We start from the raw sequence: 23,907 nt of genomic DNA, 5'->3' as shown, positions 1-23,907 counted from the left end.
CCTGAGTCAGCAGGTCAGCGCAATCGTGCCTGCGGTCATCCACGGGTTGTGCACAGGCTTGCGCACAACCCCAGGGTGCGTGCACAGGGTTATGCACACCTAGCGACCGGCTGTGGATGCCGCAGCCGCGAACCACGCCACCGCCCGGTCGGCGAGAGCGTGTTCGGCGTCCGCGCCGAACACGTGGCCCTCGCCGGGATGGACGACGAGCGAGCACTCCACCTGCTGCGCTCGCAGGGCTGCGTGCCATGCCTCACCGTGCGGCGTGGCGTTGCCCTGCTCGCCGTACGCGAGCAGCAGCGGCACCCCGACCCGGCCGGCCCGCTCGATCGGGGAAGCAGCGGCCCACGCCTCCGGCCGTTCGGCGGGCGGCCCGCCGCGCCAGCGGCTCTGTAGCCGGAGCGAGTCGCCGTCCAGCAACCGGAGGTCCGCCAGGCCTTCCCAGCAGACCGCCGCACGGAACGGGTGGCCGGCGCGGCCGGTCAGCAGGCGGTTGAGCAGGTAGCCGCCATAGCTGTACCCGATCGCGAACACCCGGCCCGGATCGACTCGATCGGTCGCCATCGCCGCGGCGACACCCGCGAGCACATCGTGCACTTCGGGGTCGTCGCCTGGAAGGCCCACGCCCTGGAACGTGCACAGCATCGGCTCCGGACCGAGGATGCCGCTGGCGCGGAACTCCGGCTGAAAGGCCGCGTATCCGCGTACGGTCCACTGCGCGAGCTGGTCGGCGTCACCGGCCTGGAACGCGCCGACCGGACCGCCATGCAGCAGTACGACCAGCGGCAACCGCTCGGACCTGGTGCCGTGCGGCAACGCGAGCACGCCCTCCAGTACACCTTCGGGTACGCGCCAGCTCAGCAGCCGGAACTCCGCCGCACTACCGGAGGCGGCCCCTTCGCGGCGGACCGCCGGGGCTTGGGGTGAGAGCCGCACCTGGGCCCGCGTACCGTCCAGGCCGAGGCGGATCGCCGCGACCTCGGTGCTGCCCGGCTGCAGGACCGGATCGACGTAGGACGCCTCGTCGTCCGGGGTGGCCCAGCGCCATCCACAGGTCTGCGGATCCACCAGGATGATGCCGCGCCGGATGCCGCGGAACGCGGGCACGGCCAGCGCGCTGCCGTCCGGCGCCCAGGTCAGCGGGCCGGCCAGCCGAAGGTGCGGCGGCAGCGGCTCCACCCACCCGCCACCAGCACCGTGTCGCGTGTCGTCGAGACGGAGCCGGAACCACCACGGGAACTCCGGGTCGATCGTGCTGATGAGCTCGGCGGTTCGGCCCGCACCTGCGAAGCGGGCAACGACCGAGGACTCCCGGTCGTTGCCCGCCACGTGTGTAACGGCGCCGCAGTGTCTACTTGGTCAGCCGCGCACCGTTGGAGGTCGAGAACAGGTGGATGCGCTCGGCGTCAGCGGCCAGCTTCACCTTGACGCCCTTCTCCGGCGGCTTGCGCGCGTCGATGCGGGCGATGATCTCGGTCTGTGCCTCGGAGCCGCCGTTGAGCAGGCCGTAGAGGAACGCGTCAGCACCGAGCTCCTCGACCACGGCGACCTCGACGGGCAGGCCGTTCTCGTCGTTGCCGACGATCCGGAAGGCCTCCGGGCGGATGCCGACCGTCACGGTCCTGTCGTCGCCGATCTTCGAACGGATGGAAGCCTCGAGCGGGATGGTGTAGCCACCCACGTCGGCGCCGCCTTCGGTGACAGTACCCTCGAGCAGGTTCATCGCCGGGGAACCGATGAAGCCGGCGACGAAGACGTTGTTGGGCTTGTCGTAGAGGTTGAGCGGGGTGTCGGTCTGCTGCAGCAGGCCGTCCTTGAGCACCGCCACGCGGTCGCCCATCGTCATGGCCTCGGTCTGGTCGTGCGTGACGTAGACCGTGGTGATGCCGAGCCGGCGCTGCAGAGCGGCGATTTGGGTACGGGTCGAAACCCGCAGCTTGGCGTCGAGGTTGGACAGCGGCTCGTCCATGAGGAAGACCTTCGGCTCCCGGACGATCGCGCGGCCCATCGCGACACGCTGACGCTGACCACCGGACAGCGCCTTCGGCTTGCGGTCGAGGAAGTCCTGCAGGCCGAGCAGCTCCGCGGCCTCCCTGACCTTCTTCAGTCGCTCGTCCTTGGACACACCCTGCATCTTCAGCGCGAAGCCCATGTTCTCCGCGACGCTCATGTGGGGGTACAGCGCGTAGTTCTGGAACACCATCGCGATGTCCCGGTCCTTGGGCGGCAGGTGCGTGACGTCGCGGTCGCCGATGCGTACGGCACCTTCGTTGATCTCTTCCAGGCCCGCGAGCATGCGGAGCGAGGTGGACTTACCACAACCGGAAGGACCGACCAGGACCATGAACTCGCCGTCCGAGATCTCGAGTTCGAGCTTGTCGACGGCTGGGGTGTCCGAACCGGGGTAGGTCCGGGTTGCCTTGTCGTAGCTGACTGTTGCCATGCGAGTTTCTCCCTCAACCGGCAGGAACGTGCCGGACGATCCGAGCAAAGGGTCTTCGCCCCTGTTCAGGGCGACCGGGCCCGATCTTCGGGCCCACCATTCGAGCACCGCAATCGTGGCATGCCACCGGGTCCGTGTCACGGTAATCGCCGTTCGTTGGCCCCGATCGGACGTCGAATGCCGAGCCCAGGAGACAATCCTTCCGCAGACTGGCAAAGTTTGCCTGCAGGGTCGAGGGTGCGGCTACGCTGCGCTGTGTTTGACGTGCGGCTACACCGCGTGGCGGAGGACGAACGATGAAAAGGGCGCGGCTTGCCGACATCGCCGCTCAGGCGGGTGTCAGTGAGGCGACTGTGTCGCGCGTGCTCAACGGCCGGCCGGGCGTGAGCCAGGCGACCGTACAGGCGGTGCTGACAGCGCTGGACGTGCTCGGGTACGAGCGGCCGGTGCGGCTGCGCCAGCGCAGCGCGGGCCTGGTCGGTCTGGTCGTACCCGAGCTCGACAACCCGATCTTTCCTGCGTTCGCGCAGGTCATCGAGACGGCGTGCGCCCAGCACGGCTACACGCCGGTGCTGTGCACCCAGACGCCGGGCGGCGTCGGCGAGGACGAGTACGTCGAGATGCTGCTCGATCGCGGCGTGTCGGGGATCGTGTTCGTGTCGGGGCTGCACTCCGACCTGACCAACGATCCGGCGCGCTACCAGAAGCTGACCGGCCGCCGGCTGCCGATCGTGTTCGTGAACGGCTTCCTCGACAGCGTGGACGCGCCGTTCGTCTCGTCGGACGACGCCGTGGCCGTCGAGCTGGCCGTGCGGCATCTGGTGAGCCTTGGGCACCGGCGGATCGGGTTCGCGTGCGGACCGGACCGCTACACGCCGGTACGCCGCAAGCTCGCGTCGTTCGAGAGCGTGCTGGCGCGGCGTGACCTCACGGGCGCGGGCATCGCAGGGCTGGTCGAGCAGTCGCTGTTCTCGGTCGAAGGCGGCCACGCGGCGACCTCCCGCCTGCTGGACCAGGGCGCGACCGGCATCCTGTGCGGCTCCGACCTGATGGCCCTGGGCGCGATCCGGGCAGTACGCCAGCGGTCACTCTCGGTGCCAGGCGACGTGTCGGTCGTGGGGTACGACGACTCGCCGCTGATCGCCTTCACCGACCCACCGTTGACGACCGTGCGCCAACCCGTGCACGCGATGGGCCTGGCCGCCGTCCGCGCCCTGATCGACGAGATCCACGGGCATGGGGCGCCGCACACGGAGTACCTCTTCCGGCCCGAGCTCGTCGTCCGCAACTCCACGGGCTCCGCGCGCGTGTGAGGTGGAAGGGCGCGGAAGAGCGCAGCCCAGGCCCGGATACTCGTTTCGGGCACGGGGGTGGGGGCGGCTAGGCTTTTCGTGTTCCGGCCGGTGTGGCGCAATCGGTAGCGCAACCGCCTTGTAAGCGGTAGGTCGCGGGTTCGAGTCCCGCCACCGGCTCCAGCTCTACTCGCAGTTCGCCGTGCCTTCGGCCACGCAGGTGTCGAGATCGTCGCCGCCGTCGCCCCAGTCGATGCCGAGGCCGCCGTCCACGAGGTCGTCGCCAGCTTGGCCGTAGAGCAGGTCGTTGCCCAGGCCGCCGCGCAGCTTGTCGTCACCGGGGCCCGCATAGACCTTGTCGTTGCCGATGCCACCCTTGAACTGGTCGTCCTCGCCCCGTAGGACGGTCGTCATGAAGTCGACGCCGTTCCACGGGCAGCGCACCAGGTTGAGGGCCAGCAGGACGCACGGGTCGGCCGAGCGGATCGGTGTACCCGAGTCGTCCCTGATCAGGACGTATCCGGCCAGGCCGGGATACGCCTCGACCGAGACGTCGTTGACGGTGTGCTCGGCGGCGTTGAAGTACAGCGTGTGCGCCTCGATCCACACCGTCGACGGCTCTGTGCCGGCAGGCGCGACGGACGCGCGTGGAAACAGGCTTGCGACAACAGCAGCTCCAGCCGCCGCGGCCGCGAAGAATGTGGGCATGGGCTCCCCCTCCAGGTCGTGGTCGAAGACTGGTCGACTCCGTTTGCGTTCTGGTTGCGCGCGAGTCGGAGACGCCGGATGAGGTTCGGGCTGCTCGGTTCGGTGGCTGTCTGGGTCGACGGCCGGTCGATCGAGATCGGACCTCCCAAGCGCCGCTTGCTGCTCGCCGTCCTGCTGCTCGACCTGGGCCGGGTGGTTCCGGTCGATCGGCTGGTCGAGCTGTTGTGGGACGACGAACCGCCACCGGCTGCGCGGCGGGTCGTTTTCGCGCACATCTCGAGGCTTCGCCGGCTGCTCACGGCCGCGGGAGCCGGGCGGTACGACGTCGGCCTGGAGACCGCGGCGCCCGGCTACGTCCTGCGCGCCGACCCCGATCGCGTCGACGCGCACCGGTTCCAGCGCCTGGTAGAACGCGCGCGTGCCACGGCCGACGCGGCCGAACGCGCGGAGCTGTTGCGGTCCGCGCTCGCGCTCTGGCGTTCGGACGCGCTGGCCGATGTCGTCGGCAGCGCGGTCCGCGACCGGCTGTGCCGGCAGCTGACCGACCTGCGGCTGCTGGCGACCGAGGAGCGGCTGGACGCCGACCTCCGGTGCGGACGGCACCGCGCGCTGCTGGGAGAACTGACCGCTCTGGTCGAGCAGCACCCACTCCGGGAACGGCCCGTCGAGCTGCTGATGCTGGCGCGTTACCGGTCCGGGCTGCAGGCCGAGGCGCTGGAAGCGTTCCAGAGCTTGCGTACACGGCTGGTGGGCGATCTCGGCATCGAGCCTGGTCCGGAGCTGCGCAGGCTGCAGGAGGCGATCCTCCGCAACGATCCGGCGCTCGACCTCACCGCCGGGCCAGGCGCGGTGGCCGCGGCGCCGGCTCAGCTGCCGGCCGACATCGCCGGCTTCACCGGCCGGGCCGGGCAGCTGAAGCAGCTCGGCGAGCTCCTGCAATCGGACGGCGGCGTGCCGATCGCGCTGATCACGGGATGCGCGGGCATCGGAAAGACCGCGCTCGCCGTGCACTGGGGACACCGGATGCGGCCGAACTTCCCGGACGGCCAGCTGTACGTCAACCTCCGTGGACACGCCCCGACGCCCGCGCTCCGGCCGATCGAGGCGCTCGCGCAACTGCTGCCCGGGCTGGGCGTTCCGGTCGAGGATGTCCCCGTCGGCCTGGAGCAGGCGACCGCGCTGTACCGGTCGCGGCTGTCCGACCGCCGCATCCTGGTCGTGCTCGACAACGCCGAGGCCGCGGACCAGGTGCGGCCGCTGCTGCCGGGTAGCGCCTGCTGCCTGGTCGTGGTCACGAGCCGGAACCGCCTCTCCGGCCTGGTCGCGAGGGACGGCGCCCGGCGGGTCAACGTCGACGTGTTCGCACCCGACGAGGCCCTCGCGCTGCTGGCCGACGTCCTCGGACCGGCCCGCGTCACGGGCGAGGCCGCCGCGGCGAAGGAGCTGGCGGAGCGGTGTGCGTACCTTCCGCTGGCGCTGCGGATCGCCGCCGCCAACATCCTGGACGCGCCGAGGCAAAGGATCGCGGGCTACGTGGCCCGGCTCGCCGCCGAGAGCCGGCTCGCCGAACTCGCCGTCGAGGGCGACGAGGAGGCGGCCGTCCGGGTCGCGATAGACCTGTCGTACGAGAAGCTCCCACTCGGTGCGCGCCGGCTCTTCTGCCAGCTCGGCCTGCTGCCCGGACCGGACTGGACCATGGAGACCGCGGCCGCGCTGGCCGGGCTCGATCTCCCCGCCGTACACCGCCTGGCGGACCGGCTGGTCACGGCCCACCTCGCCGAACCGCGCGGGCCGGACCGCTTCGCAAGCCACGACCTGCTCCGCCACTACGCCCGGGAACGCGCCGACGGCGACCTCACCGCCACCGAGCGAGCAGGGGCGCTCCGGCGGCTGTTCGACTGGTACGTCGCCTCGGCACGCGCGGCCAGCCTGCTGCTCAACCCCGAACTGGTCCGGCTGCCCGCCCCCACGAAGACCGGCGGAACTGAGCCGGCCGAGCTCGCCGCGGCACCCGACGCCATGCGATGGCTGGACGCAGAACGCGCGAATCTGCTCGCGGCCGTCGAGGCGGCTGCCGCGCACGGACCGTACGACGCGGCCTGGACGTTGGCTGACGCGCTCCGGTCGTACTTCGTGCTGAACCGCCGTACGGTCGACTGGCTCGCCGTGGCCGGCTGGGGCCTGGCCGCTGCCGAGGCCGGGAACGATCCGATGGGGCAGGCCGCCGCGCATCTCAGCCTGGCGCAGGCGCACCACCGCGGCCTCGGCAACCTGCCCGTCGCGATCGAACACAACCTCCGCGCCCGCGCCCTCGCGCACCAGGCAGGCTGGCACGCCGGCGAGGCGACCGCGCTCGGTAACCTCGGCAACGGCTACCGCGCCGCCGGCCGGCTGGACGAGGCGGTCGCCTGCTACCTCGAGGCGCTCGGCCTGGAGCAGCGGGCCGGCCGCGTCGCGGGCCAGGGCTTCGCGCTCAGCAACCTCGCCGCCCTGCTCGCCGAGTCGGGCCGGCTCACGCAGGCCGTGCACTACTTCGAGCAAGCGCTGGCGTTGCGTCGCGCGGCGAACTACCGCGCCGGCGAGGCGAGAACCCTTTGTTTCCTGGCCGATACGCTCTACGAGCTCGGCCAGTTCGGCCGGGCGCGAACGCTGGTCGAGCAGGCCATCGCGCTCTACCGCGACGTCGGCGAGCACGTCAACGAGGCCGCCGCGCTGGGCAGTCTGGCCAAGGTACGTTGCGCTTCCGGCCATCAAGAGCAGGCCTTGGCGGACGTACGCACAGGTCTCGGCATCCTCGAGGGCTATCCCAGCCGCTGGATCGAGGCGACCCTGCTCAACGTCCTCGCGATTGTCGAGCACCAACGCGGCCGGCCCGCAACCGCGATCCGCCATCGCGAGTACGCCCTGCGGCTGGCCCGCGAGGTCGGAAACCGTTACCAGCAAGCGAGTTCGCTGATCGGCCTGGCCCAGGACGCGCGCCTGCTGGGCCGGCTGGACGACGCGTACGCACATGCTCAAGCAGCCCTCGAGCTCACCCGCGAGGTCGGTTTCCGTTTGCTGGAAGGGCTCGCGCTGACCGTCTATGCCGAGACGGAGCTCGACGCCGGCCACAGGCAAGCCGGCGTCGAGCACGCCCGGCAGGCGCTTTCGATTCATCGGGAGACCGGACACCGGATGGGCGAGGAGCACATCCAAGGGGTCCTTCGCGCCCTGGATCAGCAGGAGTACTGAACCTCGGTCGCCGCGCTGCAGTTGTCCATCGCCACGTCGTCGTCGACGCCGTCCTGGTTCCAGTCGCCGTCGCCCGAGTCACCGGCATCGGCGCCGCCGTCGATGGTGTCGGCGCCGGCCTCGCCGTAGACGATGTCACGGGCCCCGGCCGCACCGTTCAGCGTGTCGGCACCCGCACCGCCGTAGATGTGGTCGCTGCCACTGTTGCCGTTGATGACGTTCGCCGCGGTGCTGCCGACCAGGTGATCGTTGCCGGAGCCGCCGTAGATGTTCTCGACCGTCGAGCTCACGTTGTCGTTCTCGCCGATCGCGACCTCGCCGTCGCCGGGCACGTTGTTCAGCGTGACCATGACCGTCGTGGCCCGGGTGGAGTAGTAGACCCAGTCGGTGCCGGTGCCGCCGTTGAGGACGTCGTCGCCGGTGCCGCCCTCGAGCAGGTCGTTGTCCGCGCCGCCGCTCAGGCTCTCGTCGGCCACGCCACCGAAGAGCTGGTCGTTCCCGGCCTCGCCGGACAGCGTCGCGGGCAGCTTGGTCGTGTTCCGGGCGGAGTCGTTGAGGTCACCGAGGTAGACCTGCAGATAGGTGATGCCGGCACCCGGGCACGAGACGGAGTTCGCGGTCACGCCCGTGCACGGGAACAGCGCGGAGACGGTGTGGGCCGGGTCGGTGAGGCGGTACGCCGTGGGGTCGACCGGATCGACGGCGATCGTGACGTTGTTGGTGGTCGCGGGCTCGGCGATGAACCGGATGATCGTGCCGGCGCCCTCGATCGTCACCTGCGACGGCGGTACGGCGTGCGCCGCGCCGGCGGTGAGCACCTGGCCGGCCGCGGCGACGGCCGCGACCGCGAGGACCGCCGCGGTGGCGCGGCGAACGGTTCGGAAGTACGGAGGCATGGTTCGTGCTCCTTGGATGAGGTGAGCTGTACGTCGGCAGGCTCGGCTCACCCGGATGCCTTCCGGTTGCGAAATGTTTGCGCTCGGCCGGATAGGTTGCACATGTGCCTCGGTTCGTGTCAGTACCTCCCGTTCCCGGCCTCCTCGCGCTGCCCTGGCAGCTGCCGCTCGAGGACTGGCCGGAGGACCTGTTCGTCGCGCTGCCACGCGGGATCTCACGGCACGTCGTCCGTTTCGTCCGGGTTCAGGACCGCGTCTACGCGCTCAAGGAGGCACCCCAGCACTACGTCCTGCGTGAGCATGGCCTGCTCCGCGACCTGAACCGGCTCGACATCCCCTGTGTCGAGCCGGTTGGTGTGGTCCTCGATCGGCGGGACGCCGGGAACGAGCCACTCGACCCGATCCTGATCACCGCGCACCTGCAGTTCTCGCTGCCCTACCGCGCGGTCTTCTCCCACACCCTGCGCCCCGAGACGGTCGTCCGGCTGGTCGACGCGCTCGCCGTGCTGCTTGTGCGGCTGCACCTCGAGGGCTTCTTCTGGGGCGACTGCTCGCTGTCCAACACCCTGTTTCGGCGGGACGCCGGCGCGTTCGCGGCCTACCTCGTCGACGCCGAGACGGGTGAGCTGCACAACGAGCTGTCCGACGGCCAGCGGGCCTACGACCTCGAGCTGGCCCACACCAACATCTTCGGCGGCCTGCTCGACCTGCAGGCCGGCGGCATGATGCCGGACGACACCGAGCTGATGGAGCTCGCCGACATGACCGTCGACCGGTACGAACGCCTGTGGGTCGAGCTCACCGAGGCGGAGGAGTTCGACACCGGCGAGATGTACCGCATCGAGGCCCGGATCCGGCGGCTCAACGAGCTCGGGTTCGACGTCGCCGAGCTCGACATCTCCACAGATCTCGACGGTATGAAGATCCGCATCCAGCCGAAGGTCGTCGACGCCGGACACCACACGCGAAGGCTGCTACGGCTCACCGGCCTCGACGTGGAGGAGAACCAAGCTCGCCGCCTGCTCAACGACCTCGACGCCTACCGCGCCGCCACCGACCAGCAGAACGAGGACGAGGAGATCGTCGCGCACCAGTGGCTGGCCAACGCGTTCGAGCCGGTGGTCCGGATGGTGCCGGAGGAGCTGCGAGGCAAGCTCGAGCCGGCTGAGATCTTCCACGAAGTACTCGAGCACCGCTGGTTCAGTTCCGAGGCGGCAGGCCACGAGGTGCCGTTGCTCGAGGCCACGCAGTCCTATATCGACAACGTTCTGCGCACCCGGCCGGACGAGAAGGTCACGCTGCCACCACCGGACGCGAACGCGTACGAGGACGTGTGAACCGCTGACACCGGGCTCCCGTGAATAGGGGTGGCTGAGGCGCCGGTGAGGGACACGCCGCGCCTGCCGGCGCTTCAGCCGCTTCAGCCGCTCAGGCCCAGCGCGAGCGCCGCGACCACTGGCGCCATGTACAGCAGCGGATACCCGACGTGCGACAGCCGCCGCGCGCGTACGACCGTGGCGACGGCGCCGATGAAGTACAACACCAGGCAGCCGCCCGCCAGCAAGCCGATCGCCGGGACGAACAGGCCCACCACGAGCCCTGCGGCACCGGCTGCCTTGGCCGCGCCCAGCCAGTTCCACCACGACTCCGGCACGCCGTACTCCGTGATCGGCTGCACGACCCACGTGGCGCGGGCGAAGACGGACACCGCCGAGAACCCCACGAAGGCAGCGGCGAACAGGGTGACGACAACGTACGCGATAGACATCAGCGGTGCTCCTCACCGATTCGGTTCTGTTCCACATCGGTGACACCTGCGACCGCACGGATGTGACAGACCGGCGTCACTGACTACCTCAACCAGGTGCAGAAGTACGTCGTCTCGCAGACGATGACCGATCCGTCGTGGCAGCACTCCACCGTGCTGTCCGGAGACCCGGTGAGCGAGGTGCGCGCGCTGAAGGAGAAGCCCGGGCACGACATCGTGGTGACGGGCAGCATCTCGCTGTGCCACACGCTGATCGCCGCCGGACTGGTCGAGGAGTACCGGCTGTTCGTCTACCCAGTCGTCCAAGGCCGCGGCCGCGGCCGCCGCCTGTTTCCCGACGGCTTCGAGCAGCCGCGGCTGCGGCTGGTCGAGGGGCAGATCTTCCAGTCCGGCATCACCTACGCGCGGTACGCGGCGGCCTAGGGGGCGCCCGTCAGCTCTCGCGGTCGAGGGCGCGGCCGATGACCACGCGCTGGATCTGGTTGGTGCCCTCGAAGATCTGCAGCACCTTGGCCTCCCGCATGTAGCGCTCCACGGGGTAGTCGCGGACGTAGCCGTAACCGCCCAGCACCTGCACCGCGTCGGTCGTGACCTTCATCGCCGCGTCGGTGCAGACCAGCTTGGCGATCGAGGCCTCCGTCGAGAACGGCAGGCCGCGATCACGGCGTCTGGCCGCGTCGAGGTAGGTCGCGCGCGCCGACTGCACCGCCGCTGCCATGTCGGCCAGCATGAACGAAAGCCCCTGGAAATCAAGGATGCGCCGGCCGAACTGCCTCCGCTCCCGGGCGTACGACACGGCGTAGTCAAGCGCCGCCTGCGCAACGCCGACCGCGCACGCCGAGATGCCGAGCCGGCCGGAATCCAAAGCCGACAAGGCGATCCGCATGCCGTCGCCCTCGGCGCCGATCCGCCGCTCGGCGGGCACCCGCGCCTCGTCCCAGTGGACCATCGCGGTCGGCGAGGCGGTCAACCCCATCTTGTGTTCCGGCGGCGCGACCGTGATGCCGGCGGTGCCCGCGTCGACCACGAAGCAGCTGACGCCGTGCGTACGGTCGTCGGACGTACGCGCGAACAGCGTGTAGTAGTCGGCCTGACCGGCGTGCGAGGCCCAGGCCTTCGTACCCGAGACGACATAGCCGCCGTCGCCCCCAGCGGCGGAGACCGCACGCGTCGTCATCGCCGCGACGTCCGAGCCGGCCTGCGGCTCCGACAGGCAGTAGGCGCCGAGCAGCTCTCCGCCCAGCAGCCGCGGCAACAGCTCCGCCTTCTGTGTCTCGGTGCCGAAGTAGGCAACGGGGTTGCAGGTCAGCACGTGCACCGACACCCCCAGCCCGACGGCAAGCCAGGCGGACGCGAGCTCCTCCAGCATCTGCAGGTAGACCTCGAACGGCTGGCCACCACCGCCGTAGTCCTCGGAGTAGGGCAGCGACAGCAGGCCCGCCTTGCCGAGCAGCCGGAACGTCTCACGTGGAAACTGTCCCGCCGCCTCGCCCTCGGCCGCGCGGGGCGCCAGCTCCTCGCCGGCGATCTGCCGCACCAGGTCGAGCAGGTCATAGGCGTCGTCGCTCGGAAGCAGCCGTTGGATGGACATTCGCGCCCCTTCTGCCGTACGTGCCATCGATTATGCGGCAGCCGATGAATACGGCAGTACTTTTCACGCGGATGTCGCGCCGTCTCAAACCACCCGACATCCGCGCGTCACCGAGGCGTTCAGCGCGTTCAACGCGTTCAGCGGTGGCGAGCCGCCTCGTACAGCGCGATGCCCGCCGCCACACCGGCGTTCAGCGACTCGATCCCCGAGGTCATCGGGATCCGGGCCAGGTGGTCACAGGTCTCGCCGACCAGCCGGCCCAGGCCCTTGCCCTCCGAACCCAGCACCAGCACCAGCGGCTCGGACAGCACGTCCGGCCCCAGGTCAGCGATCTCGCCCGCGCCATCGGCCGCCAGCCCGACGACCGTCAGGCCCGCCTTCTGGTACGTCTTGAGCGTCCGCGTGAGGTTCGTCGCGCGCGCCACCGGCACCCGGAGCGCTGCCCCGGCCGAGACCTTCCACGCCGCCGCCGTCATCGACGCCGACCGGCGCTCGGGGACGACCACGCCGTGTGCGCCGAACGCGGCCGCCGAACGAATGACTGCCCCCAGGTTGCGCGGGTCGGTCACGCCGTCGAGCGCCATCAGCAGCGGCGGCTGGTCGAGCTTGGCCGCCCGATCGAGCAGGTCAGCGGGGTCGGCATAGCCGTACGCCGGCACCTGGATCGCCAGCCCCTGGTGCACGGCCTCGCTCGTGATGCGGTCGAGCTCGCCGCGCGAGACCTCCAGCAGCGGAATGTTGAGCTCGCCGGCCCGCCGGATCACCTCGCGCAGCCGGTCGTCGCGCTCGGTGCGTTCGGCCATGTGGACCGACATCATCGGAACGCCGGCGCGCATCGCCTCCACCACGGGGTTACGGCCGACGATCCACTCCGGCTTGTCACCGTCGCGGCCGCCCTGCCCGCCACCACCGGACGAGCGCGGCCGGCGCGCCTTGGCGGCCGCCGCCTTCTTGGCGAACTTGTACTTCTTGTGGTTGGGCCGGTCCTCGGCGCGCGGCGTCGGGCCCTTTCCCTCCAGGCCCTGGCGGACGCGGCCGCCGGATCCGGCCGTCGGGTTGCCGGCCGCGCGCTTACGCACGGCTCCGCGCCTGTTGCTGTTACCGGGCACAGTGAAACTCCAAAAGACGAGTCAAAGAGCTAGCTCTTCAGCGACCAGCGTGGACCGCTGGCGGTGTCGGTCAGTTCGATCCCGGCCGCGCGCAGCCGGTCGCGTACGGCGTCGGCGGCCGCCCAGTCCTTGCCGGCCCGGGCTTCCTCGCGCTGCGCGAGCATCGCCTGCACCAACTGGTCGACCACACCGCGTAGCGCTGCGTCGTCGGACGATGCCTTGCGCCGCCAGGCCGGGTCGAGCGGGTCGAGGCCGAGGACCGACAGCATCGCCCGGACCTCCGCCAACCGCGAGCGTACGGTGTCCTTGTCGTCCGCCGCCAACGCGGTGTTGCCGTCGCGGACTGCGGAGAACACCACGGCCAGCGCCTGCGGCGTGCCGAGGTCGTCGTCCATCGCCGCGGCGAACTCCGCGGGCACCGCCGGCCGCTCGGCCAGGGGCGCGGCGACCTCTTCACCCAGCAACTCCACCGCCCGCTCGGCAAAGCTCTCGAGCCGGTGGTAGGCGGCCGCAGCCTCGCGCAGCGAGTCGTCGGAGTATTCGATCATCGAACGGTAGTGGGGCGAGGCGAGGTAGTAGCGCAGCTCGACCGGCCGCACACCGCGCCGGACGACCTCGGCCACCCGCAGGTCGTTGCCGAGCGACTTGCTCATCTTCTCACCGGCCGTGGTGACCCAGGCGTTGTGCAGCCAGTAGCGCGCGAACCCGTCGCCCGCCGCCTGGGACTGCGCCCGCTCGTTCTCGTGGTGCGGGAACACCAGGTCGATGCCGCCACCGTGGATGTCGAAGGTGCGGCCGAGGTATTTCGTCGACATCGCCGAGCACTCGATGTGCCAGCCCGGACGGCCAGGCCCCCACGGCGACTCCCAGGTCGGCTCGCCGGGCTTCGCGCCCTTCCACAGCGCGAAGTCGCGCGGGTCGCGCTTGGCCGAGACGTTCTCGGTGTCGCCCGCCGGCTCCAGCTCGTCGATCCGCTGCCCGGACAGCGCGCCGTAGTCGGGGAACGAGCGCACGTCGAACAGCACGTCGCCGCCGCTGGCGTAGGCGTGCCCGGCGTCGACCAACCGCTGGATGATCGCGATGATCTCCGGCATGTGGCCGGTCGCCCGCGGCTCGATCGACGGCTTGACGCAGCCGAGCAGGTCGTAGGCCTCGGAGAACGCGAGCTCGTTGCGGTAGGCGTGTGCCCACCACGAGACACCCGCCTCCGCCGACTTGGCCAGCACCTTGTCGTCGATGTCGGTGACGTTGCGGGCGTAGGAGACCTCGAAGCCCTGGTGGGTGAGCCAGCGGCTCAGCACGTCGAACGCGACGGCGTACCTGACGTGTCCGACGTGGGGAGCGCTCTGCACGGTCGCACCACAGACGTACATCGTGACCTTGCCGGGCTCGAGCGGCTCGAAGTCACGGAGTGCACGCGCGTGCGTGTCGTACAGACGCAGGACCATTCACTAAGCGTACCGAGAACGACCGCGCGATGGCGCCGAGGAATCCTCGTCGCGAAATTCCTGCAGCGCACCGGTCGCCGGCTCCGTCCTCCCCGGCAGATCCAACCACTCAGAGGAGGACGAACGGTGTGGAAACCACGAGGACGACGCCCGATCGGGGTGCTCGTCGCGGCCGCGGCCCTGCTCGCCGCCGCCAGTACGGCAGGGGCGGCACCACCGCCCGCTGACCAGGGTGGACCCGGCCCGACCGCACGGGCAGCCACGCAGGCCGAACGTCACACGGTCACGTTGATCACGGGCGACCGCGTGACGGTGACGACCACGCCCGGCCGGCTGCCGGCCATCCAGGTCCGGCCCGGAGCCGGCCGCGACCGGATCGGGTTCCAGGAGCGCCGGACCAGCACGTCGGTACGGGTCGTCCCCTCCGACGCCGGACCGCTGATCGCGAGCGGCCGGCTCGACGAGCGGTTGTTCGACGTCACCGGCCTGATCCGGCAGGGGTACGACGACGCGCGCCGCGCGGACCTGCCGCTGATCGTCACGGCCGGCAAGCGCCTCGAACAGACGGGGGGCCTCAGCGTCGTTCGCCGGCTGCCGAGCGTCGGCGCCCAGGCGGTCCGCGCCCGCAAGGCGGTGGCCGGCACGTTCTGGACGACCGTACGGACCGGCGGCGTCTCCAAGGTCTGGCTGGACGGCCGGGTCCGGGCGAGCCTCGACCAGAGCGTCCCGCAGATCGGCGCACCGGACGCCTGGCAGGCCGGGTTCACCGGCAAGGGCGTCACCGTCGCGGTCCTCGACACCGGCGTCGACGCGACGCACCCCGACCTGGCCGACGCGATCGTCGACGCGAAGGACTTCACCGGAAGCCCGTCCGGCACCGCCGACAAGGTAGGCCACGGAACGCACGTCGCCTCCATCGTCACCGGCGACGGCACGGCCTCCGGCGGCAGGTACAAGGGCGTCGCGCCTGACGCGAAGCTGCTTTCCGGCAAGGTGCTGAGCGACGACGGCTACGGCTCGGACTCCGACATCATCGCCGGCATGGAGTGGGCGACCGCCGCCGGCGCGAAGGTCGTCAACCTCAGCCTCGGCGCCCCCGACTCCCCCGGCACCGATCCGCTCGAGCAGGCGGTCGACCGGCTCACCGAGCAGACCGGCGCACTGTTCGTGATCGCCGCCGGCAACGAGGGGCCGCAGCGCCTCGGCACACCCAGCACCGCCGACGCCGCGCTGGCCGTCGGTGCCGTGGACAAGTCCGACCAGTTCGCCGGCTTCTCCTCCACCGGCCCACGGCCCGGGGACTTCGCGATCAAGCCGGACCTCACCGCTCCCGGCGTCGGCATCGCCGCGGCCCGTGCCGGTGGTACGAGCCTGGGCGATCCGGTGGACGATCACTACACGCGGCTGGACGGAACGTCGATGGCCACACCGCACGTCGCCGGCGCGGCCGCCATCCTGTTGCAGCAGCATCCGGACTGGAACGCGGCGCGGCTGAAGCCGGCGCTGATGAGCTCCGCGAAGCCGAACGCCGAGCTCTCGCCGTTCGAGCAGGGCGCCGGCCGGGTCGACCTGACCCGGGCGATCAGCACCACGGTGTACCCGGACCAGGGCAGCGTCTCGCTGTTCAACCGCTGGCCACAGACCGGAGAACTCAGCCGGACGGTGTCGTACCACAACGACGGCACGGCTCCGGTGACGCTGAACCTGACCACCTCACTGGAGGGCGCGACGGTCGAGCCGGCCGAGCTCACCGTTCCGGCGAACGGAACGGCCGCCGCGACGCTGCGAGTCGACGCGACGGCGACTGACGTCGGTGACACGACGGGAGCGCTGACCGCCACCCTCGCCGGCGGATCGGCGGTCGCGCGTACGGCACTCGCCGTCCACACCGAGGCCGAGTCCTACGACGTCACGGTGAAGGTCCTCGACCGCACCGGCAAGGACATCAGCGAGAACACACTGCCGGTCCAGCTGCTCAACCTCGACACGTTCGAGTTCACCACCGCCCACCTGACCGGCGGAGAGCTGGTCATGCGCGTGCCGAAGGGCACGTACGAGTTGCTCACCGTCGTCGAGACCGCCGGCGCCGACGGCGTGGTGGAGAGCGCCACCGTGATGACGACCCCCGATCTGGTCGTCGAGGGTGCTCTCGCGCTGACGCTGGACGCCCGGACCGCCAAGCGGATGACCGCGAGCGCCGGCGCGCCCAAGGCAGTGCCTGCCGGTGACGGGGTGGCCCTGGTCGAGACGTTCGGAGAGCAGGTGCTGACCCAGGGCTGGTCCGGCCAGTACGGGCCCGGCCAGCAGGTCCCGCTGTACGCCACGCCGACCAAGCCGGTGACGTCGCGGCCGTACGAGTTCGGCTACCACGCGACACTCGCCGAGCCGGCCACGGCAGCAGCAACGGCAACGGCCGAAGGTGCCCGCCCGCCGGCGACGTACCACCTGGTGTTCCGCCAGCAGGGCCGGATCCCGGACGAGCTGGCGTTCCGCGCCGACCCGAAGGACCTGGCGGTCGTCGACACCCACCTGCACGCGCAGGGCGTACCGGCCGATGCGTTTCGCTGGGACACGCCGTGGCTGGCTCGAGGTGACCTCAGCGCCCCGCTGATCGAGGTGATCCAGGAGCCGCGGGTACCGGAACGGCGGACGGAGTACTACACCGCGATGCCGGACCTGGTTTGGGGCCTGCAGGTCAACCTCGCTGACACCGACGGCACAGGCGTGAACTTCGAGGATCCTGACCTGCCCGCGGACGGGGCCTACCGGGCCGGGCAGGCCTACCGGCTCGACGCCGGCAAGGCCGCCTTCGGGCCGCAGATGCTCTACTCCAACCGGGACGGAGCCACCATGGGCTTCCTGCCGGAGCCGATCGCACCGGCCAGCAGCTCGTTCTCCGGCACGTTCAACCGCGCGGGCTACACCGGTCAGGTGACGCTGACCCGCGACGGCACGGTGATCGGCAGCACCGAGGAGATTTTCCAGCCGGAGTTCGTCATGCCGTCCGGACCGGCGACCTACACACTGCGGCAGCTCGTCGATCGTTCGGTGGCGTGGTCCAAGCTCGGCACCCACACCGACACCTCCTGGACGTTCCAGGGCCAGGGACCCGCACCGGAAAGCGAGGCCGGCCCGCTGGGCGGACCCAGCGAATGGTTCACCACGATGGCCGCCCGGATCACCGGCGACTTCGACGACCTCAACCGCGCGCCGGCCGCGCGCACCTTCCCGCTGCGAGGCCAGGTGCGGTGGAACGTCAGCGACGACGTGACTCCGCCACAGATCAAGACGATCACGATGGCCGCGTCCTACGACGACGGGCATTCCTGGCAGGCGTTGCCGGTCACCCACGACGGCAGCACCTGGCGAGCCATCGCTCGGCATCCCGCGCTGGGCGCCGGAACCGGCTTCGTCTCGCTCCGCCTGACCATCCTCGACACCGAGAACAACCGGCTGGACCAGACCGTGATCCGGTCCTACCAGCTGCGCTGAACGACCGCTGAACGCCGCTTCCCGTCCCGCTCGCCGCTCACCCGCTCCCGGTCGTGGCGAGCGCGGACAGGAACCGGATGAGGATCTCGCGGGCGTTGCCCACCGGGCTGCCGTAGATGGCTTCCCTGATCTCGTAGGCCGCACCGTCGTAGAGCTGGATCTCGGCGTGGACGGGAATCTCCCGGCGTACGGTCGCCGACGCCATCTCGTCGTACGGGATCCAGAGGTTGCGCGGGTCGGCGATCAGCTGCTGGGCGGTGGTCTCCGCCAGGAGCTGCGTCAACCGCCGCTTTCCCACATCCTGGCTGCGGTTCTCGGGCCCGGGCCGGAACACCAGCCCGTCCGTGGTGACGACCAGGTCCTTCCACTCGCCGTCCAGCTTCACGTCGGGCAGAGCGCCGAGGTTCTCGGCGAACGCACCGTCGTCGCGCAACTGGCGGGTCTTCGCCTGCGCGAGGTCGACGCCGGCGGCCCGCAACGCCGCGCGAACACCGGCGACGGCAGGCCCACCGCCGTCCAGCAACGGCTTGAGCAGGGCGTCGACGTCGAGTTCCGTGCCGTCGGTGGTGAGCAGCAGCCGCGGGTCGCCGTCGAAGCGGTGCTCGATCCGTGCCGCGCCACTACGGAGCGCGGCCGTGACGACGGCCGCGCTCACTCCGCCGTCGGGCGCATGCGCCTCCTGCATGCGCTGCCACAGCTCGTCGAACTCGCCTTGCTCGCAAGCCGCCAGCACGGTGTCGAGCTGCTCCGGCTTGCGGCCGGTCACGCGGGACAGCGCCCGGTACATCGTGTCCGCACGCTGCTCGGCCTCGACCCGGACGCCTTCCGCGACGTACTCCGGCCAGTCCAGCAGCCGCCGGTCGCCGAAGTCGAACGCCTCACGTTCGGCCTGCTCCACAAGGGCGTCCGGATCCGACAGCAGCTGCCAGGCCGGCCGCGGGTCGCTGTGGACGCCGATCTCCGGCGCGCCGGCCAGCGCCGCGACGCGTTCCCGGGTGGGAGGATGGCTGTCCCAGCGGGATCCGGCCGCGTGTCCGACGTGCTCTCGCAGCTCCGCCAGATCGTTCCGGCACGCGTCCAGGAACTCCGGGAAGCCACGGAAGACCCTGGCGGGCGCCAACCCGAACGGCAGGGCCGCGGTCACGTACCGGCCGACGTAGAGCTCCCAGGCACTGGAGAGCACGCCCACCTCGACCAGCGCCGACTGGGCGGCCGCCCGGCCCGCGATCCGGGCCGCGGCCTGGTCGGCCTCCAGCTCCTGCTGCCGGCTGACCGCTGCCTCCACGAGGAAGTAGAGCCGGGCGTACGCGACGAACAGCCAGCGCAACGGGTTGAGCCGCTTCAGCTTCACGTACGCGCCCGCCACAGCGACGCGGCCGCGCTGGTTGATCGCGGCGAGCCGGGTGTGGGAATGCGAGTAGTGGCCGAGCTCGTGCGCGACCACCGCGCAGAGCTGCTCGGCGCTCATCGCCAGCAACACCGGGACGCCGAGCAGCAGCAGGCGCCGGCCACCGCGCAGGCCGAGCCAGGTGGTCTGCTCCCACACCGCGGCGTTGACCTCGGGCAGCAGCCAGATCTCGTCCGGCGGCCGGGTGTCGACCCGCTCGGCCAGGTCGCGGACCAGCGCCCAGAGCTCGGGCTGGTCGGCCTCGAGCAGCCGGGTGCCGTGCGGCTCGAACTTCGGTGCCTGCAGCCCCCTGCCCAGGCCGGCGGCCACGCCGATCAGCAGGACGTACAGCACGAACGCTCCGAGCATCGCCCAGCCACCGAGCCCCACCAACAGGCCGAGGCAGACAGCCAGCCCGAGGAGAACCGTGCCGATCAGAACGTAGAAACCCGCGATCAGCGTGACGGAGATCGCCGCCCGGGCTCCGATCCTCGCTCCAAGTGTCACGGTCAGCCGCGATCGGTGAACTTGGCGAGCACCTCGAGCAAGGTGTCGCGGGACTTGCCGATCTGTTCTCCGGACCAGGTTTCCTTCAGCTCGAAGGTGTGCCCGCCGTGCACGTTCAGGACCGCCTGCACGGGCACCTCCTTGCGTACCTCGGCGGAGACGATCTCCTCGAACGGGATCCAGAGGCTACCTGGTGTGGAGGCCAGCTCCGCAGGTGTCCGCTGCTGGAGCAGGTTGGCGAGGCGCTGCTCGCCCTGGTCGGACGAGCGTTTCGGCGCGGGTACGAGCACCAGGCCCTGGTCGGTGAGGATCAGGTCCATGTCGTTGCCGTTGACCTTCAGGTTGGCCATCGCCGCGACCGCGTCGGCACGCCGGCCGTCCTGGCGCAGCTGCTGCGGCGTGGCCTGCCGCAGGTCGATGCCGTGGTCGCGGAGGATGCCGCGTACCTTCGCGGCGCCGGCCGGGGTGCCGTCGGTCAGAGGCTGGAGGATCTGGGACGGGTCGAACTCCGCGCCGTCCCTGGTCAGCAAGCTGGCCGGGCCGTCCCAGCGGTGCTCGACCCGGACGACGCCGCTGCGGATCGCGGCCACGGTGACGATCGCGGCGAACCCGCCTTCGGGTGCGTTCGCCCGGTTGAGGTCGTCCCAGAGCCGGCCGAGCTGGCCGTTCTCGCCGGCCGACAGGACGGTTTCGAAGCTCTCAGGGGTACGGCCGGTGATCCGCGACAGCGCGCGGAACATGGCGTCGGCCAGCTCCTGTTCCGACGCCAGCACCGAACGCATGGTGTACTCCGGCCAGTCCAGCGCCTGCCGGTCGCCGAAGTCGAGCGACTCGCGTTCCAGGAACGCCACCAGGCCCTGGATGTCAACGAGCACCTGCCACGACGGGCGGTTGTCGTTGTAGACGCCGTGCTCGGGTGCGGACGCCAGCTTCGCGATCCGTTCCGGTGTCGCGGGGTGGCTGTCCCAGCGCGAGCTCTCGCCCGGAAGCTCCTGCTTGCGCAGCTCGGACAGCTCCTGCTGCCGGCCGGACAGGAACTTCGAGAAACCCGGGAACACCTGGCGCGGTGCGAGGTCGTGGTCGAGCCCTTGCCCCACGTAGTTGTTGAGGTAGAAACCCCAGGCCGCGGCCAGCACCTCGACCTCGTGCAACGCCGTCTGGGCGGCGCGGCGGCCGGCGATCGCGCCGGCGGCCTGGTCGGCCTCGAGCTCCTGCCGGCGGCTCACCGCGCTCTCGACGAGGAAGTAGATCCGGGCGTAGCCGGCGAACAGCCAGCGCACGGGGTTGGTGCGCCTGAGCTGAGCCATCGTCGCGATGATCGTCATCCGGCCGCGGTAGTTGATCGCGCCGAGCCTGGTGTGCGAGTGCGAGTAGTGACCGAGCTCGTGGCCGAGCACCGCACGCAACTGGTCGGTGGTGAGCGCGAGCAGCAGCGGAAGGCCGACCAGCATGTAGCGGCGGCCGCCGACCAGCCCCAGCACGCGGGTGTCCTCGGCGACGGCGGCGTTGACCTCCGGCACCAGCCAGATCTCGTCCGGCGGCTTGGTGCCGACACGGTTGGCGAGATCGCGGACCACGCCCCAGAGATGCGGCTGTTCGGACTCGTTCAGCCGCACGCCGTACGGCTCGAACTTCGGGCGCTTCAGCGCCTTGAACAACCCGACGACGATGGCGCCCGCGACCGCGATGAACGCGATCGCGATCTTCACCGTGGCGAATCCGCCGAACTCGACCACCAGGGCGATGCCGCCGGCACATAACGCGGCGACACTTCCCAACGCCAGAACGTAAAATCCGGCGAGCAACGCAACGGCGATGAACGCACGCAGCCCAGTAGACACGTCTCCGACCTCCCGGCCGGGCACTTTAGTACAGGCGAAGGGTCGTCGGTCAGATCCGCAGGCGGCGGGCTGTGGATATCGTTCCGGACAGACTGGTGACGAAGTTTTCGACGACGCCGGGAAGCTCGCCGGTCTCCAGTCGCTGGCGGAACGCGTGCAGCTTGCCGAGCAGCGCGCTGCCCTTCATCGTCCGGGCGGGCGCGAGGTCGCCGCCCACGATCAGGACACCGCCCGCGAGGACGACGCCGAGCCGGCGTCTTCGTCCGCTCGATCGAGGACAGCTACCCCGTCAGCGGAAACCAGCGCTCGGCGTTCGAGTTCTACACCTTCCGTGCGTTCGGCGACTCCGACGGCGCCTCGGGATCCGAACGGACACACGGGACCTCCCGTTCCCAAGGCGAATGGATCGCCCGCGGCTTCAACGCAGCGGAGACGGGAGCCTGCAACAGCTACGCAGCCCCCGCCTCCACCGTCGAGTAAGCCGACCTACACCGGGCGAACCGACAGCGCGTGGTTGAACACGTCCCGGGGGTCGTACTTCGCCTTCACCCGCTGCAGCCGCGGATAGTTGTCCTTGTAGTACAAGGTGCTCCACGGTACGCCGGACTTGTTCCACTCCGGGTCTGCGAGGTCCTTGTCGGGGTAGTTGATGTACGAGCCGTCCACGTTGTCGCCCGGCACCGGCACACCGCCGGTCTCGGCGTACGTGTCGCGGTACCACTCCCGGATCCACTTCATGTGCTTCGGCTGATCGGCCGGATTCTCCCAGCCCGTAAGGAAAATCGCCTTCAGGATGGAGTCGCGCTGCGGCATGGCTGTCGCGTCCGGCGCAACTGTGTTGACCTTCCCGCCATACGCGACGAACCACAGGCCACCGCCTGCGTCACCCCGCTTGTCGCCGGCGAGGTAGTCGTAGGTCAGGCTGATCTGCTCGTCGGTGAACCGCTTGCGCAGGTAGGCCGCCTTGACCTTGGAAGAGCCGGTCTCAGACTCGCCGGGCACCTGCCCGCCGTTCAGCTGAATCGCCGACTGCAGCCACGGCAGCTCGGTCGACGGAACGATCGTCGGCTTCGGCTCGACCCCTTCGCCGATCGCTGCGTGGTAGTCGGCGAGCAGCTTCGCGGCGTTCGGCACGGTGGCGTCGATCTCCGTGACCAGCAAAGAGCCACCCGGGTCAGCCGCGCCCACCTGCGGGCTGCCCAGCAGGAGCACGCTCCACAACTTGGCGTACGGCGAGTCCGGCGCGCTGTTGCGCTCGAACCAGCTGCCATGGTTGCGCAGCAGCCGGCTGAACGATTCCTTGGTCATGCCGTTCCACGACCAGATCGCCACCCCGTTGAGGATTTTCGCCGGTGGCTTCGGCAACAGCGCCGACGGGTTGGATCCGCGGGCGCCGGGCGCGCGCAGCCAGTAGCGCGTCACCACGCCGAAGTTGCCGCCGCCACCGCCGGTGTGCGCCCACCACAAGTCGTGGTGCGGGTCGCTGGGGTTCCGGGTCGCGACCACGGCCCTGGCCCGGCCACGCTTGTCGACGACCACGACCTCGACTGCTTCGAGATAGTCGACGACCGAGCCGTACTGGCGTGACAGCGGGCCATAGCCACCACCGCACAGGTGCCCGCCGACGCCGACTCCACCGCAGTTGCCACCCGGAATCGTGACATTCCAACCGAGGTAGAGCTTCTGGAAGACCTCCATCAGCCGGGCACCTGGCTCGACCGCGAAAGCGTTGCGCTCGCGGTCGAAATAGATATCGGCCAACTGGGACATGTCGATGACCACCTTGACGGCGGCGTTGTCAACGAAGTCCTCGAAGCAGTGGCCGCCGCTGCGTACCGCGATCTTCTGGTTGGCACGAACGGCTTCTTGCACCGCCTGCACGACCTGTTCGGTCGTACCGACCAGCCGATAGTAGTCCGGCTTGCCGCGAAGTTGCGGATTTCCCCCGCGAAGTGTGAGATCTGCGTACCTCGGGTCGTCGGGGGTCACCTTGACCGGGTCGATCGGCGCGCTCTCCGCACCGGCGGAGCTTCCCGCCGGTGCGGCCATTGCTGTTCCACCCGTACCGAGGCCGACGGCGCTTCCAAGCACCGCGGCCCCGGTCAGCATCGTGCGTCTGCTCAGATCGTTCATGCGGTCGAAGCTACGGTCGACCCACCCGTTCGCGGTATCCGTCAACCGGTTGATCCTGCGT

The 23,907-nt window shown here is 70.3% G+C and carries 17 protein-coding genes and 1 tRNA gene; 6 read left to right on the top strand and 12 right to left on the bottom strand.

The features are described from left to right. Positions 1 to 99: 99 nt before the first annotated feature. Entirely contained in the window at positions 100 to 1,329 is a 1,230-nt protein-coding gene (locus ACYVF6_RS09035) for an alpha/beta hydrolase family protein (RefSeq protein WP_460518469.1), read from the bottom strand. 22 nt (positions 1,330 to 1,351) lie between these two features. Further along, positions 1,352 to 2,443 carry an ABC transporter ATP-binding protein gene (locus ACYVF6_RS09030; RefSeq protein ID WP_460518466.1) on the bottom strand — a complete coding sequence of 364 codons (1,092 nt, stop codon included), beginning with the start codon at positions 2,441 to 2,443 and terminating at the stop codon, positions 1,352 to 1,354. Positions 2,444 to 2,739: 296 nt separating this feature from the next. Between ACYVF6_RS09030 and ACYVF6_RS09025 the strand changes: the two genes are divergently transcribed. Both ACYVF6_RS09025 and ACYVF6_RS09020 read left to right on the top strand, forming a co-directional pair. Next, on the top strand, positions 2,740 to 3,756 hold the full coding sequence (locus ACYVF6_RS09025; protein WP_460518463.1) for a LacI family DNA-binding transcriptional regulator: 1,017 nt from the start codon (positions 2,740 to 2,742) through the stop codon (positions 3,754 to 3,756). An 86-nt stretch (positions 3,757 to 3,842) separates the two neighbouring features. Then, positions 3,843 to 3,918, top strand: a tRNA-Thr gene (locus ACYVF6_RS09020). A gap of 3 nt (positions 3,919 to 3,921) precedes the next feature. Here the strand turns inward: ACYVF6_RS09020 and ACYVF6_RS09015 are convergent. After that, positions 3,922 to 4,443, bottom strand: a complete 522-nt coding sequence (locus ACYVF6_RS09015; protein ID WP_460518460.1) for a hypothetical protein — start codon at positions 4,441 to 4,443, stop codon at positions 3,922 to 3,924. A 78-nt stretch (positions 4,444 to 4,521) separates the two neighbouring features. Here ACYVF6_RS09015 and ACYVF6_RS09010 point away from each other — a divergent pair, with 78 nt between their 5' ends. Beyond that, positions 4,522 to 7,674 (top strand): AfsR/SARP family transcriptional regulator, encoded by a 3,153-nt coding sequence (locus ACYVF6_RS09010; protein ID WP_460518457.1) that lies wholly within the window; start codon positions 4,522 to 4,524, stop codon positions 7,672 to 7,674. Here ACYVF6_RS09010 and ACYVF6_RS09005 read toward each other — a convergent pair. Beyond that, positions 7,659 to 8,570 carry a calcium-binding protein gene (locus ACYVF6_RS09005; RefSeq protein ID WP_460518454.1) on the bottom strand — a complete coding sequence of 304 codons (912 nt, stop codon included), beginning with the start codon at positions 8,568 to 8,570 and terminating at the stop codon, positions 7,659 to 7,661. The two genes, ACYVF6_RS09010 and ACYVF6_RS09005, sit on opposite strands and share 16 nt — an antisense overlap. Before the next feature lie 116 nt (positions 8,571 to 8,686). Here ACYVF6_RS09005 and ACYVF6_RS09000 point away from each other — a divergent pair, with 116 nt between their 5' ends. Continuing rightward, a complete protein-coding gene (locus ACYVF6_RS09000; RefSeq protein ID WP_460518452.1) occupies positions 8,687 to 9,907 on the top strand; it encodes a DUF4032 domain-containing protein in 1,221 nt (406 codons plus the stop codon). 83 nt (positions 9,908 to 9,990) lie between these two features. Here the strand turns inward: ACYVF6_RS09000 and ACYVF6_RS08995 are convergent, their stop codons facing one another. Then, positions 9,991 to 10,338 carry a DoxX family protein gene (locus tag ACYVF6_RS08995; protein WP_460518449.1) on the bottom strand — a complete coding sequence of 116 codons (348 nt, stop codon included), beginning with the start codon at positions 10,336 to 10,338 and terminating at the stop codon, positions 9,991 to 9,993. 96 nt (positions 10,339 to 10,434) lie between these two features. On the opposite strand from ACYVF6_RS08995, the gene ACYVF6_RS08990 reads away from it, so the two are divergent. Next, positions 10,435 to 10,761 carry a dihydrofolate reductase family protein gene (locus tag ACYVF6_RS08990; protein WP_460518446.1) on the top strand — a complete coding sequence of 109 codons (327 nt, stop codon included), beginning with the start codon at positions 10,435 to 10,437 and terminating at the stop codon, positions 10,759 to 10,761. A 10-nt stretch (positions 10,762 to 10,771) separates the two neighbouring features. On the opposite strand, the gene ACYVF6_RS08985 is transcribed toward ACYVF6_RS08990, so the two are convergent. The 3 genes from ACYVF6_RS08985 to cysS all read right to left on the bottom strand — a co-directional run bounded on the left by ACYVF6_RS08985 (position 10,772) and on the right by cysS (position 14,486). After that, on the bottom strand, positions 10,772 to 11,929 hold the full coding sequence (locus ACYVF6_RS08985; RefSeq protein ID WP_460518444.1) for an acyl-CoA dehydrogenase family protein: 1,158 nt from the start codon (positions 11,927 to 11,929) through the stop codon (positions 10,772 to 10,774). A gap of 137 nt (positions 11,930 to 12,066) precedes the next feature. After that, positions 12,067 to 13,038 (bottom strand): TrmH family RNA methyltransferase, encoded by a 972-nt coding sequence (gene rlmB / locus ACYVF6_RS08980; protein ID WP_460518441.1) that lies wholly within the window; start codon positions 13,036 to 13,038, stop codon positions 12,067 to 12,069. A 29-nt stretch (positions 13,039 to 13,067) separates the two neighbouring features. Then, a complete protein-coding gene (gene cysS, locus ACYVF6_RS08975) occupies positions 13,068 to 14,486 on the bottom strand; it encodes a cysteine--tRNA ligase (protein ID WP_460518438.1) in 1,419 nt (472 codons plus the stop codon). Positions 14,487 to 14,612: 126 nt separating this feature from the next. Here cysS and ACYVF6_RS08970 point away from each other — a divergent pair, with 126 nt between their 5' ends. Beyond that, on the top strand, positions 14,613 to 17,978 hold the full coding sequence (locus tag ACYVF6_RS08970) for a S8 family peptidase (protein ID WP_460518435.1): 3,366 nt from the start codon (positions 14,613 to 14,615) through the stop codon (positions 17,976 to 17,978). A 37-nt stretch (positions 17,979 to 18,015) separates the two neighbouring features. Here the strand turns inward: ACYVF6_RS08970 and ACYVF6_RS08965 are convergent, their stop codons facing one another. The 4 genes from ACYVF6_RS08965 to ACYVF6_RS08950 all read right to left on the bottom strand — a co-directional run bounded on the left by ACYVF6_RS08965 (position 18,016) and on the right by ACYVF6_RS08950 (position 23,846). Beyond that, positions 18,016 to 19,872 carry a M48 family metallopeptidase gene (locus ACYVF6_RS08965; protein WP_460518432.1) on the bottom strand — a complete coding sequence of 619 codons (1,857 nt, stop codon included), beginning with the start codon at positions 19,870 to 19,872 and terminating at the stop codon, positions 18,016 to 18,018. 2 nt (positions 19,873 to 19,874) lie between these two features. Further along, complete coding sequence (locus ACYVF6_RS08960) at positions 19,875 to 21,713, bottom strand: M48 family metallopeptidase (RefSeq protein ID WP_460518429.1); 1,839 nt, start codon at positions 21,711 to 21,713, stop codon at positions 19,875 to 19,877. Positions 21,714 to 21,762: 49 nt separating this feature from the next. Then, positions 21,763 to 21,930, bottom strand: coding sequence for a hypothetical protein (locus tag ACYVF6_RS08955; protein ID WP_460518427.1), 168 nt, complete (start codon positions 21,928 to 21,930; stop codon positions 21,763 to 21,765). 269 nt (positions 21,931 to 22,199) lie between these two features. Then, entirely contained in the window at positions 22,200 to 23,846 is a 1,647-nt protein-coding gene (locus ACYVF6_RS08950; protein ID WP_460518424.1) for an FAD-binding oxidoreductase, read from the bottom strand. Positions 23,847 to 23,907 lie beyond the last annotated feature (61 nt).

Source organism: Flindersiella endophytica, from assembly GCF_054779015.1.
Note: the sequence above shows the minus strand (reverse complement) of the source record. Positions and strands in the feature narration are given on the sequence as shown.

What these genes read in the sequence shown, in the direction of transcription:
- cysS (WP_460518438.1), bottom strand. Translation starts at nt 14,486, where the DNA reads ATGGTCCTGCGTCTGTACGACACGCACGCGCGTGCACTCCGTGACTTC.
- ACYVF6_RS09010 (WP_460518457.1), top strand. Translation starts at nt 4,522, where the DNA reads ATGAGGTTCGGGCTGCTCGGTTCGGTGGCTGTCTGGGTCGACGGCCGG.
- ACYVF6_RS08995 (WP_460518449.1), bottom strand. Translation starts at nt 10,338, where the DNA reads ATGTCTATCGCGTACGTTGTCGTCACCCTGTTCGCCGCTGCCTTCGTG.
- ACYVF6_RS08950 (WP_460518424.1), bottom strand. Translation starts at nt 23,846, where the DNA reads ATGAACGATCTGAGCAGACGCACGATGCTGACCGGGGCCGCGGTGCTT.
- ACYVF6_RS09030 (WP_460518466.1), bottom strand. Translation starts at nt 2,443, where the DNA reads ATGGCAACAGTCAGCTACGACAAGGCAACCCGGACCTACCCCGGTTCG.
- ACYVF6_RS09015 (WP_460518460.1), bottom strand. Translation starts at nt 4,443, where the DNA reads ATGCCCACATTCTTCGCGGCCGCGGCGGCTGGAGCTGCTGTTGTCGCA.
- ACYVF6_RS09005 (WP_460518454.1), bottom strand. Translation starts at nt 8,570, where the DNA reads ATGCCTCCGTACTTCCGAACCGTTCGCCGCGCCACCGCGGCGGTCCTC.
- ACYVF6_RS08985 (WP_460518444.1), bottom strand. Translation starts at nt 11,929, where the DNA reads ATGTCCATCCAACGGCTGCTTCCGAGCGACGACGCCTATGACCTGCTC.
- ACYVF6_RS09025 (WP_460518463.1), top strand. Translation starts at nt 2,740, where the DNA reads ATGAAAAGGGCGCGGCTTGCCGACATCGCCGCTCAGGCGGGTGTCAGT.